The sequence below is a fragment of the Mucilaginibacter sp. UYCu711 genome, from assembly GCF_050433825.1.
In the GTDB taxonomy this organism is placed as follows: domain Bacteria; phylum Bacteroidota; class Bacteroidia; order Sphingobacteriales; family Sphingobacteriaceae; genus Mucilaginibacter.
This window is the reverse complement of sequence record NZ_JBNPWM010000002.1, coordinates 377,664-390,341: the sequence shown is the minus strand read 5'-3', so window position 1 is coordinate 390,341 and position 12,678 is coordinate 377,664. Positions and strand designations below refer to the sequence as shown.

At 47.7% G+C, this 12,678-nt stretch carries 9 protein-coding genes; all 9 read right to left on the bottom strand.

The genetic code is table 11. The annotated features are described in order from the left end of the window. Positions 1-10 precede the first annotated feature (10 nt). Positions 11-2,458: a TraG family conjugative transposon ATPase gene (locus ABIB50_RS05790; protein WP_429378024.1), complete on the bottom strand. Its 2,448-nt coding sequence runs from the start codon at positions 2,456-2,458 to the stop codon at positions 11-13. Between the two features lie 2 nt (positions 2,459-2,460). Next, positions 2,461-2,775: a DUF4133 domain-containing protein gene (locus ABIB50_RS05785; RefSeq protein ID WP_429378022.1), complete on the bottom strand. Its 315-nt coding sequence runs from the start codon at positions 2,773-2,775 to the stop codon at positions 2,461-2,463. Continuing rightward, positions 2,775-3,179, bottom strand: coding sequence for a hypothetical protein (locus tag ABIB50_RS05780; protein ID WP_429378021.1), 405 nt, complete (start codon positions 3,177-3,179; stop codon positions 2,775-2,777). The genes ABIB50_RS05785 and ABIB50_RS05780 overlap by 1 nt, the downstream gene beginning before the upstream one ends. A gap of 11 nt (positions 3,180-3,190) precedes the next feature. Then, positions 3,191-8,554, bottom strand: a complete 5,364-nt coding sequence (locus tag ABIB50_RS05775) for a helicase-related protein (RefSeq protein ID WP_429378019.1) — start codon at positions 8,552-8,554, stop codon at positions 3,191-3,193. A gap of 194 nt (positions 8,555-8,748) precedes the next feature. Further along, positions 8,749-9,222: a hypothetical protein gene (locus tag ABIB50_RS05770; protein WP_429378017.1), complete on the bottom strand. Its 474-nt coding sequence runs from the start codon at positions 9,220-9,222 to the stop codon at positions 8,749-8,751. Between the two features lie 11 nt (positions 9,223-9,233). Then, positions 9,234-9,497, bottom strand: a complete 264-nt coding sequence (locus tag ABIB50_RS05765) for a DUF4134 domain-containing protein (protein WP_428329718.1) — start codon at positions 9,495-9,497, stop codon at positions 9,234-9,236. 93 nt (positions 9,498-9,590) lie between these two features. Beyond that, positions 9,591-10,160, bottom strand: coding sequence for a hypothetical protein (locus ABIB50_RS05760; RefSeq protein WP_429378015.1), 570 nt, complete (start codon positions 10,158-10,160; stop codon positions 9,591-9,593). A 153-nt stretch (positions 10,161-10,313) separates the two neighbouring features. Beyond that, positions 10,314-11,147 carry an RteC domain-containing protein gene (locus tag ABIB50_RS05755; protein WP_429378014.1) on the bottom strand — a complete coding sequence of 278 codons (834 nt, stop codon included), beginning with the start codon at positions 11,145-11,147 and terminating at the stop codon, positions 10,314-10,316. Positions 11,148-11,255: 108 nt separating this feature from the next. Continuing rightward, positions 11,256-12,416, bottom strand: coding sequence for a hypothetical protein (locus tag ABIB50_RS05750; RefSeq protein ID WP_429378013.1), 1,161 nt, complete (start codon positions 12,414-12,416; stop codon positions 11,256-11,258). Positions 12,417-12,678: the final 262 nt, after the last annotated feature.

The following is a 12,678-nucleotide window of genomic DNA, read 5'->3' as shown; positions in this document are numbered from 1 at the left end:
TTTTTAGTGATTATTTTTCCTGTTGTTCACGGACAAGCGCCGCGATGCCTTTTTCAATGCTGCCGTGGACGGCGGCATATTCCTGCACTTTTACCCGTTCCCTGCCTTCGGTCGTGTAAGCATAATATTCTTCAGGGGCAAGTTCGTTCTTAAACACTTTCATCACCTGCCCGCCCAGATCGATATAAATCTCCCGATTATCCTTGTTGACGGATAATACCTGTTGTTTACCCTTGTCCGACATCCCGAGCGTTTCCTGAAGCTTGTCGAACTTGTTCATGAACTTGCGCATATCCATCAGGATCTTGATATCGGCGTTATTGATGATCGCATCCTTGATGATCGGGGAGCTGATCAGGTCGTCCAGTTCCTGCGTGACCACATTCGGAACGCCGTTAAATTTCCGCATGGTTTTAAAAGCGTATTGAATGAACCCCGCCATACCGGAATTGGCGATGGCTTTCCAGGCCTCGTCAATGGTCAGCACTTTCCTGATCCCTTTCAGTTTGCGCATTTTCGACAGGAACATTTCCATAATGATCAGCGTAACCACCGGGAACAAAATGGGATGGTCCTTGATCGAATCCAGCTCAATGACCACGAACCGCTGGTCCAGCAGGTTCAGGTTCTCCGAGGCATTCAATAGGTAATCAAATTCACCGCCTTTATAGTAAGGCCTTAATACGTACAGGAAATTGTCAATATCAAAGTCCTTGTCTTTTACCCGCTGTTCCTTTAGAATCTGTACATAATGGCTTTGCAGGTAATCATAAAAGGAATCGAAGCCGGGGAATATAGCTTTATTCTTTTCCAGGTGCTCATAATAGCCTTGTAGCGCATTGGAAAGTGCCACGTATTCACTGCGCATAAAACTTTCATTTTCCTGCTTCCATAAGGTGACCAGCAGTGCCTTCAGGCTTTCCTTTTTTTCAGTATCCAGTGTCTGCCCTTCCGGCAGGTAGAAGGGATTGAACCGGATCGGGTTGCTTTCTTCATAGGTAAAGTAATAACCACCAACCAGTTCACAAAGGCCTTTATAGCTGCCGCCAATATCCACCGTGACACAATGTGCGCCCTGGTCATAAAGGGTACGTAAAATATGGTTGACCGTCATGGATTTGCCGCCGCCGGATGTTCCGCAAACCAGCATCCCCATATTCGAGGTAATGCCTTTATTTCGAGGGGCATCGAAAAGGTCAACAAAGACCGGCTTCCCTGTCAGGCGGTCGCAGAAACGGATACCCTCAGCCGCCGGGTCGCTGCGGTAATTACTTTCGAGGTTTAAAAAACAAGTAGCTTGTTCCAAAAAGGTATCGAAGGTGTCATTCACCGGGAAATCGGCAGCATTGCCGGGGATGCCTGCCCACCAGACCTGTGCCGCCCCGTCTGATTCCTGCTTGCTGCTAGCCCCAATCTGCGCCATGGCTGAACCCACAAGGTTCTTGATATCTTGTAAACCTTCGCGCTTATCCGTCCAGGCCAGGACATTAAAGTGCGCTTTGACCGGCAAACGCTGCTGGCTGATGGCCTCATTCAGGAAATCGTTGGTCGCATCCCGGCCTATCGCGTTCTCCCGGCTATAGGCGGAAAGGGATTGTAATCTCAACTTTTTAGCTTCCAGTTGTTTGAGTGTCTTCCCCGTATCCCCGATAAAAAAATATTGGTTATAAATGTGGTTACAGTCCAGTAATAGGTTTAATTGAGCGGCGAAGCCTACCGGGAATTTGGTTTTATCCGTGCTGTATTTATCATAAGTTAACCTGCTCCCGCATAAAGCAGGCAGGTCCTCCGCGTCACCCAGGGTAAAAAGCTGGGCATGTTGGTCGCCGATCTGTATCCTGTCCTTCAGGTGGATATCTTTAAGCATCGGCAGCTCATGCGCGTTTTGTAAAAAGCAGTATTGCTCCAGCAGCCCGCCTTTCTTAGGGGTTCCGGTTAATTCGTCATTGTTCAGTCTTTTGAGTTTGATAAACCCGCTGTCACAAAGGATTCGCTCAAACTGCCCGGCTTTCTCCAAAAATTCTGGTAAGGCCCGCTCGTCAGTCGTTTGTTTGGGCGTAATGCTTTTCCGCATGATTCCCGAAAAGCCGCTGTCGGCCTGTTTTCGGTCTTCCGCCTTTTTGGTCAGCATCAGGTAGCAGGTATGGTCAAGGAATGGCCGACCTTTGAAATGGCGGTCGGCAGCGGTCGTTAAAAAGTTCGCCGGGATACCCTGCGCCCCGGCATAACCATTCCGGATAAAAATATCCTGCTTGTGAACGACGCTGTGTTTCGGTAATACCTTGACCGCCCTGATCCAGGACTGGTGATAGGTTTCATAATCCTCATCTGACAGGGTAAAGATCTCCGGCAGGGATACCTGGTAGGCGACGGTCAGGTCGCCCTGAACAGAAACCATGCAATCATGCTCGACTTTATAGATCGGGAAAATTTGTTCCGCTTTCGTGAATGCTGCCATAACTATTTCTTTAATCGGGTGAATACTTTTCGTGAATTGAATTTCAGGTAGCCCGGCAGGTAGCGCCTCGCGGTCCGTTTCATTAAACCGTACTGCCCGTAGGTATGGCTATACTTAAAGACCTGGTAAAACAAGCCCCCACCTAAAGCCGAGATCACGGCGATACAGACATAAACCGGCATGCCGACGATATACATCACCGCGAATAAGATGAGCAACCCGACAAGGCCCCCGGCCAAATAGCCGATATATTGGGCTTTGAGCCCCTTAAATTCGATAGGCTTATTAATGCCTTTATTGATATGGTAAACCGGCATTACTTGATCCCCCTTCCTTTTTGATGCTTCCGCGTGTTTTGTTGCAGACCGATCATTTGTTCAGCTAATACTTGTTTCCTTTTATGTTTTGGGATATAGGTTTCATCAGGCACGTTATAACGCCTTGCAAGGCCTACCGGGTCCAATTCCATGAGCGGAGGGACCACGACCAGTTCCACATGGTCGGGCCTGTCCGAGATGCTACCTTCCCCCGTATAGATGTTGTTGGTTTGCTTATCGAACAGGATATGGGTCGGTTCATCTTCCCAAAAATGATCCATGGAGATCTGGTTCCAGGGGGCCGCTGTTTCCCTGAACTCATAAATCCGGCCATCTACTGTAAAGAGGGTTCCGGCGATGGTAAATTCCGGTAATTTCCGGGCCATATTTTTTGAATTTCTCATGGTGTCTGTTTTTATAAGTGTTGTCGATAGCCCCGGCTGCGTTTGTTTTGTTCCAGCGGCATTAAGGGCGCTTTGGGTTTTAGGGATGGGTTTTGATTTAAAATAGTTCCTTCTTTCGGATGAAGCGTGATCACTTTCGGCTCAACCGCCGGTTCTGCTGCGGGCTGCTCCTGGAAAAGCCCATGTTGCTTCATCTGGCTTTCATGGATCTTGAGGGCGATCTCTCTTTCCAGTTTGGACAGTTCTGTTTTCAGTTGCGCCAGTTCTGCTTCCTTTTCAAAAGGCTTGGCAGCGATCTGGCCCAATAGGGCAATTTCCTTATCGATCTCATCTACCTCCCGCCCGTATTTATCTTTGAGGTGGTCCACCCGGTCGATAGCGTTCAGGAAATGCCGGGCGCTCAGTTTGGGATTATCGATATTCGCCGCGCCTTTGTTATAAGTGTATTTGATACTGCTCTCCGGGCTTTCCGCATAGAAATTATTGTGATAGCGGTAACGGGTGAGGCCGTTTTCATCCCAGGCTTCCTGCTGCCTGCGGATATACAGATCAAAACCATAGAGGGTGCCTATCTGCTTTTCATCAGCCTTGCCGGATTCAGGTTCCCAGTCTTTGTACAACTTGATCAGGTACCTGCCGATCTCTTCGGCATCTGCCGAAGAAAGATCATACACCCTGATCGGGTTGAGTTTTGCGCCGTCGCCATCATATTTTAATTGCCCGTGATATAGCGTATGGTCTGCCAATAGCTTTTCCGCTGTTCGGCTCTTTTCTGTTTTATCCCGGCTGAGGGATTCCAGGTGGTATTTTGAACGGGACGATTCTTTATAATGGGCTGCCCGGTGGTTTTCAAGCGCATTTACTTTTTTCTCTACTTTGGCCTTTTCCAGCAGCGACGTGTCTCCCGAAAGAATGGCGATATATTCCGAAAAGTTCATGCCGCTTTGCTCATCCATCGCGCCTTCATCTATTGTCCGTAAATGCAGGTTGTTATTTTTCATCTGGCTGATGAACCGCTGCTTATTTTGCAGCAGGTTGAACTTGTAATTATCAAGTGACTTTTCGACCGCGTAAATAAAATTCATCACCTTATTGCCATAGTGTTCTTTGGCCAGCCAGTTACCCTGCCTGCCCAATCGCCCGTCACGCTGCTCCAGTTCAGAAGGTTTCCAGGGGATATCCATATGGTGCATCGCTACACCCCGTTTCTGGACGTTCAGCCCGGTTCCCGCCTTTTCGGTGCTGCCGATCAGGATACGGACATCACCGTTATTCATCCGGCGGAACAGTTCCGGTTTTTGCTTTTCAGACCAGTCGTGAATAAAGGTGACCTCGTGCGGTGGTATATTGAAATCCTGTACCAGCTTGTTCTTTAGGGCATCGTACACGTTGAACTGATCGGGCTTCGGGGTGCCGATATCACTGAAGATGATCTGGGTTCCCCGGAACGGGGTACTCTGTTCGTAGATCTCTGCCACTTTCCTGGCGCATACATTGACCTTATTATCCGGGTGGTCACTATATTCCGGATTGATCAAGCGCATATCCGCCGCCATCTTTTTGGCGTAATTGGTGGCGATCAGCATCCTCGCGAAATCTTCTTCCCGCGTTAGGGGTGCCCGTCCGATCAAAGCACCGTCGCCTGTTTTAGCGAATTGCATCAACTTTTGGATAAAATCCTGCTGATCGGGTGTCGGCGGGATATTGACCAACTGCTCGTTCAGCGCGGGCTTGTCGAGGTTAATATGTTTGGCCGTCTTGTAATCCGTGATCTCGTTATAGAACAAGGCCAGTTCAGGGACTTTGATAAAGTAACGGAAGCGTTCTTTGGCGATGATCTCATTGGTTACCGAAAACTCGAAATCCACCGTCTTACGGGCAAATACTGCCGCCCAGCCATCAAAATTCTCAATGCGCTGCCGCTCCATTTCCCTTGGCCGCAGGTATTTAAAGATGAGGTACATTTCGGTTAGGCTGTTGGAAATAGGCGTGCCGGAAAGGAAGGTGGCGCACAGGTCGCTGTCAAATTGCTTTTGCAAGGTCCTGACCGCGAAGAGCATATTCAAGGCCTTTTGACTACCGGCTATGTTACCCAAGCCCGCCACCCGGCTATGCCTGGTGGAAAAGGTAAGGTTCTTAAATTTATGGGATTCGTCAACAAACAGGTGGTCAACCTGGAGTTCCTGGAAATTGATATCCTTGTCCTGCCTGTGCTCGATCCGGTCAGCAACTTCTTTTAACCGACCATCCAGGTTGCTTTTCCGTACTTCTAAACCTTTGAGTACCTTCTTGCTGATCTTTTGCCCTAAAGTGACCGCCGTAGCCAGGTCACGCTCTACATTGTCGAGTTCCGCCTGGAATATCTCTTGCTGTATCTCTTCGGACTGCGGGATCTTGCCGAACTGGTCATGCGTTAAAATAATGCAGTCCCAATTGTTGTTTTTGATCTCGTGGAAAAGACGGACACGTTTATCCGGTGCAAAATCGTTTTCACCCGGTGCCAATATCCGCGCCTTCGGGTAAGCTAATTTATAAGTGTCCCTGATCTGGTCAACATTTGCTTTCAAAGCCAGTATCATCGGCTTATGGACGATGCCGAGGCGTTTCATTTCCCGGCTGGCGACGATCATCGTCAGGGTTTTACCCAAACCGACCTCGTGATCTACCAGTGCGCCCCGGTTCTGGATTATGCGCCAGGCGGAGTTTTTTTGTGAACTGTACAAGTCAGTAATGCCCAGCGCCTGTTTATCCAGCCCCGGAAAGTTCAAATGGCCGCCATCATACTCCCGAAGGACATAACAATTGAAAGTATCATTGTAGATATTGGTCAACTGGTCCTTATCTTCCTGTGGCAGTTCCTTTAGCCAGTTCAGGAAATGGTTACGAATGCTTTCCACTTTTTGGTGGCCGAGCTGTATGGCTTCATTGTCCGGCAACCGGATGGTTTTTCCATCCCCGACACTGACCGTATAGGTAAAATGTGGCGTGGTATTTTCCAGCGCATGTTCCATCAGCGTATGGCCGAAGACCTTGTTCCCCTGGATCGGGGTAATACTGTATTCCTGGTCGGTTATCGCGTTACCATGGTCATACTTGACCTTGAATGTATCGAGCGAAGCGAAATAAGCCACCTCGGTTTGCGCCTCAAAAAGATGGGTCGCGAAACGGTCATAAAAGGAAGTAGGTATCCATCGTTCACCCAAATTGAAATCCAGCAGGTCGAAAGGTATCTTATCCGGCTGCGCACTTCTGATCGCATCCCGGCTCCGCAATAATTGCTCATTGTCCGGATTCAGTTCAGCGGCACGTTCGGCCTCGGCGAGTTTCTTTACAACGTTACCTGACAGATAATGATCGGCGGTTTCCCATAAAGCAGTAATCGGGTTCAGATAGATCAGTTTCCCGAGATCAGTGATCACCTCGTTGGTGTCTTTTCCTGTGGCTTCCGCTATGAAAGGCAGCGAGACCCGGCCTGTATCATTCAGGCTCAGTGCCAGTGCCTCTGCGACATTATCGCTTTCAAACTTTTCATCTTTGGGGAATAGCGGGGCGTGGAAAATATCCGCCCTGACAATCTGGTTATGCTCTTTTCTTTCCAATGAGGAAAGCATGATAAAGCCAAACGCTTCATCGTTCAGCAGCCTGCCCCGGTTCGCATTTTGGTTCAGTTCTCCAAAATCTTTTACAAATTGCTCATAGGCTCGGTTTAGTTCTGCCCTTAGGCCACTGTCGGCAACCCGCTTATCATTTTCCTTTAAAGACAGTTGCTGGTAAAAATCCCTTACCCGGATATATTGCTCGTAAAAGGCAATATCTTTTTGGGAGCCGAAAGGTTCAAAAACAGCTTGTTCTTTCTCAGGCTGCCCGATAACCCCCACCTCCCCGCGATGACTCACCAGGGTTCCCTTTCGGTAAAACGGCTTTAAAGCCGTAAATGGCCGGACAGCTTCCGGGAGCAGGTGGAATGCAGGTTCGAGCGAACGGTCACCCTCATATTTATAAATGTGGTCAAATCGGCGCAGGTCTTCGGAAAGGCTCTTCAGTTCATTGCTTAAAATACCTGCGTTCATCCAACGGGCGGATACTGGTATTTCTTTTACATTGGAATACAGCTTGTATAGGTACTGCCCGTTCGCTTTACTCCTGGAAGTGACCAGCACAATGCTTTCATGCCCCGGTTGTTCCGCTGTCTGGATCGTACTGACCAGACGTGCAGAGGCCTGCTGTACCGTTGCGAGATCCATATCCGATAGGTAAGCCTGTGCCCGGTTGATCGTTTCGGCAGGAACACTGTCGAACAACCCTAATTGAACGGCGGAAGCGACCGCTTTGCTTTCCGGTACTGGCAATAGGGTGAAAAATGTGCCGGCCTGGGTAATTGCGATCTGTTGCGTGTCAACGATAGCTGCTGTTTGTTTGGCGATCACGCTTTGCGCCTGCTGAAAAGCCACTTTATTGACCCGGCTATCCATGGCATCGGCAAGGGTTTCGGTTAAAGCATTTGCAAGGTCGTTGAAGTCACCGTTATACCTGAGTACCCGCGACGCTTTGCCATACTGGTTGGTGCCTTCCGCTATCTCATCGGCGAAGATCAGGTCGGAATGCCTTTCCACATAAGCGTTCAGGGAATAGCGGCCATTTTCATTGGCCTGTTCGTTCGTGGAAACCAATAGTTGCTCTTCTTCTGATAGATCCGTTTTTCCATCACGCTTTTGAACTATCAGCAAGTGAGTGGGTGCTTCCACGCCCGAGTGTTCTTTCATCAGGTTATCCGGCATCAGGGCTAGCCCGATAAAATCAGCGTGGTCAAAAAGGTATTCCCTTGCCGTTTGATTAGAAGCGCTGTTTAAAAACGCGTCGGTGGTTAGATAAGCCAGTAACCCGCCATCCGCCAGTTTATCAAGCCCCTTGGCAAAGAAATAATTATGTATCCGCCCCGATAAAGCAGCCTCTTTGATGGCTGGGTCGTAAACCCTGAAATTTCCAAAAGGGATGTTACTCGCAATCAGGTCGTACCTGCCGTTATCGTTGGTATCTGATTGTTCCAGCCCGCTGATCTGTACATTGACTGAAATAGGTAAACCTGCACCAATGGCTTTCAAAACCTTGCCCGTTAACAGATCCTTTTCGACAGCGGCCACCAGATTTAATTCCGGGAATACTTTGATGGCTTCAGTGATGAAAATACCGGCACCCGAACTGGGCTCATACAAATACTTTGGTGAAAGGCCCTGTGATTTCAGGGCGAAAAAAATACTTTGCGGTACAAATTCAGGGGTATAATAAGCAGAAAGCACACTGTTTTTAACCGAATCAACCGCTTTTTTATAGGTGGGTTCGTCAAGGTGTTCCCTGAGCAACTTATGAAAGTCCATTAGGCCTTCATATAACCGCATATCTTCAGCGGTCGCTTTCTGCCTCTGCCAATCTTCACGGGAGCCGTCACCATACATGACCTGCTTGATCCCTCCAAAGCCGGCATATTTTTGCAGTACGGCCATTTGTTCCGCATCGGGGCGTTCGCCTTCCTTTCGGGCTAAGGCGATCCGCAGCGCGGCGAGGTTATCGTTTAGTTTTTGACGGATGGAGAAAGCCATAACCTTAAATTTTGGGGTGTCCAGTTCCTTTGCGCGTATTCCTGGATGGTGCCGCTAAGCGCGTAGCGCAGCATCCGGTTGTCTTCGTTAAAGCCCATTTCCTCGAAAACAGGTTCACAGGCTTCCAGCAGGTTGATCAGTTCATAGGTCAGCAAACCGTTGACCCGTAGACTGTCCGCCATCGGCAGAAAATCAGTATCAAGTAATTCCGCGAGGTATTGGTAGCGGGAAGCACCGAGATCAGCGGTCAGTACGGCCATACACAGTTCCGTGATGAGGTACGGCGGGCGGCCTTGATTCAGCAGCCTTTCCGGCAGACCACTGATCGACTCGATCTTGTCCTCCAAATAGCTGCCCGTCGTTCCTGACTGCTGCAAGGCGACCAGCAGGTCGGGCCTGTTCTGCTTTAAAAAAGTATTCAGTTTTATCTTGAGTAATTCCTGCATGGCAATAGATTTTAGACTCCGAAGAATGATTTTAATACCGTAGCGACAACCACCAGGAAGATGCAACTGCCAAACCAACTGGAAGCGACTTTCCCGGTATCATGCTCACCGTCATTCCATTTTTTAAAGACCTTGATCGCCCCGACCAGGCCCACAATGGCTCCAATGGCGTACATTAGGTTAGTGCCTGTATCGAAATAGCTTTTGACCTGAGTGGTAGCCTGGTTGATACCTGCGTTCCCATCCTGCGCCATAGCGGCCTGTAGGGTAAGCATAACGAGTGACAGGAAGGAGGCTATCGCTTTGAGTGCCGCGCTCAGGCGGTATCTGCCGTGTTTTAAAAGGTTCGTTTTCATAACTGTATCGTTTTAATTTTCGTTTGTCCAATAGTTTTCGAGGTCGGTTAGTGTTAGGGAAAAGGGAAATTGCGGAACACCTTCTGAGAGCAGGAAATTATTGATCTGCTGCTGGTAGGCGGTTCCTGTCAATGCCGGGTATTTCTGTATGATCAGTCGGAACAGCATCTCGAAATTTTCCTTGCTCTCGCTGGATTCGTTAATGACCCGGATCAACGTTTTGGCCTCGGAAACCATTTCAGAAAAATCCCCGATCAAACGGCTGTCAGATCCTGCCGGGATAATTACTTTCGTAGCTTGGTCAGATTGCAGTTCGTCCTGTACATCGGCGGGTCCAAAGGAAAGTTCCTCGGCATTAACAAAATCCACATCGTCTGGCTGTGCCTTGCCCATAATATCATAGTCCGGTATTTGGAGATCGCCTTTGCTGGAAGCTTCAAACGCCGGCTGTCTGCCCGTCAATCTGTAAAAAGTTGCCAGGATTTCAACCCGGTAAAAGGTTAAGCCCACATAAGCGTAATAAATTATAACTAGAGAGAGGATACTGACCGTGTAGGTAAACCAGGAAATTTGGTGAAGCATAAGCTGTAAGTTTTGACCGCAGCCCCATTGCTGCCGACAGGACAAAATTCCGTAAAGCCCTGCCCGAAATGCTCCGAGTTTATCCGACTCGGAGCGCAACTATTTTTATTTTTATGAATAAGGAGCGGTTTTTAGGCGCTCCTTAATTGGTGTTCATCGTAATTTTTTCTGTATCCGAAGCAGGAAAGCCTCCTTCATTTCGTCGATATAAACTGTCGGGCTGGATCTGCCGCAAAGCCAGTCGTAGGTATCGTAAAAGTTACCCAGAGAGATATTAAAGGATTTTTCGATGAACTTGACGATGCTTTTCAGGTTCTTTTTTCCAAAAGCCTCTGTCGCGTGCCAGCAATAGATCAGTTCGATCAGGGCGCATTTGGTTTGCTTCCAGTCAAAGTCCCTGAACTCGGAATCGATCTGCATAATGGCATCTTTTTGACTGATCTTCTGAATTGCCTGTTCCAAGTGTTCCTGCATCAGGGCACTCGCTAATACCTGCGCCAATTTATGGTCATGGGTTGTGCTGAACGTGGGGTCGAAATCAATGACACACTGGTCAGGATCGAGGTGAACATCATAATTACCGCGTACAAAATAATATTCATCCAGGTAGGTTGCCTCTGTCCGTACATACTGGTAAAAGGAAAGGTTACTTTCAAAAAAATGGTAAAGGATTTTGATCTCGTTGGCAAAATAATCAGCTACGACCTTTCCGTCGCCGATTGGTTTCCGGATCTCCATATTCAGCAGGGATTGGTAAAAGATCAGCTGCGATTTGAATTTGGGTTTGATATTTTTAAAGAACACGATCTCCTCTGCCGGGGTGCCGGGATCGTTGAGTTTACAGTAGTCTTTAAGCTTGCGCAGATATTTTAAACATACATGGATGGATTTTTCCAGCCTTTTGATCACTTGGTCTTCTTCAAGCATCAGGACATTCAGGTCCTTGTTCAGGTCTGCATACAGCCGGTCACTGAATTTAGTTATCATAGTTTTAGCCTTTAGATAATAGGCCCTGCCACTGGTTAACCGAAACCGGTGTCGTTAACAAAGCCATTGCGTATCAGTTCTCCATAGCTATCCTGTTGATGGTTAAATTCAGGGGAAATAAGTTTTATTGATATAATTGATCATTCTTTGCAAAAAATCCCGTACGACCGCAGCCGTAGCCTGGTCAGCCCCGTAGAAAGCGCGGGCAAAACTTTTGAACGAGATGTGCAGTTGCTTCTTGGTTTCAAAATTCCGGGTAAAGAACCTTAGTATATCAGAGATATTATTCACAGGGAAACATCCTTCGAGGTAGCATAGCCGGACGAAGAAAGCAAATTGCGCCACGGAGAATTTAAGCGGCATCCGTTCATGACCGTTTATTTTTAATGAGGCTTTCAGATCAGTTCCTGGCTGCCCCGGTAGTAATTGTTGGAGCCAGGGAATCAATTGCTCGCTGATCGCGGGAAGTTCAGCCTCAAAGACCAACTCCTGTTTTATAAAAGTGGATCGGAAGGCATCGATCTCATCGCGAATGGCTGTTTCTTTTTTATTTTGAACCATCTTATTGATCCGGGAACTGAAATATTCCTGGTACCATTGGCTGAACTCATAGCTGTTAAAGTTATGATGATACAGTTCATGCGCCAAAGTGATGGTACCGATGTTGGATTGCTCGTTTAAAAGCCGGGGAATCATTGCTGTGATGGCGTCGCAATAGTCCAGTTGCCGGTAACTTATCCCCAACTCATTTGCATCCGCAAACTTGTGGTCAAAAGACAATTTAATGGAGCTGATCAGCGCTTCGTCAATACCGGATTCCTGTAAAGCGACGGCTAGGCGAATTATCAGCCTGTTTATCGTTTCAGCGCGTTCCCGGCATTGCTTATAAGAAACCGGGTAATCATGGTCGAAGTATTTATAAAAACCCTGCCGCAAGAATTGGAGCAGGCTCTCCAGGTTGCTGACGATAGTGAGATACAATTCATGGATCTTATCTTCCATACCCTGGAAGTAAGCAGGTGGCAACTCAATAGTTAACTGGTTGGAAAGTGCCGTAACCCCCGCCTGGTGAAACTGCACATAACGGGCAGCAACAGGCTCTTTGACGGCATGGAATAATTCATGTGCCCATTTTTCCTTCAGGCTGATGCAATGGGTAACGACAGACTTTACCTGCGCTGCGAACTGATGCTCTTTTCCGGTTACCGGCCTATCAATTAAGATATTCCCGATTTGTTTTTCCAGTTGATATAATTCCGACTTGACCAAATCTCAAAAAATAAGTGAAACATATAATGCGTTATTAATGATCGGTTGAGGTAGTTTTTAAATATTATTTAACTTTACGTTAACATTTAGGCTTTTGCGTGCGTATTAGCAGTAGTTATAATTATGGTTACCGTTGCTGTTGTCGGATCTGTTTCCGTTGGCATATTCGTATCGAAAAGTAACCCTCTTGAGTTTCCCCTATTAAAATCACAAACGGTGCTGATCCTTTTGTTGAGCTTTTTTGACCTTAAATTTTTCATGG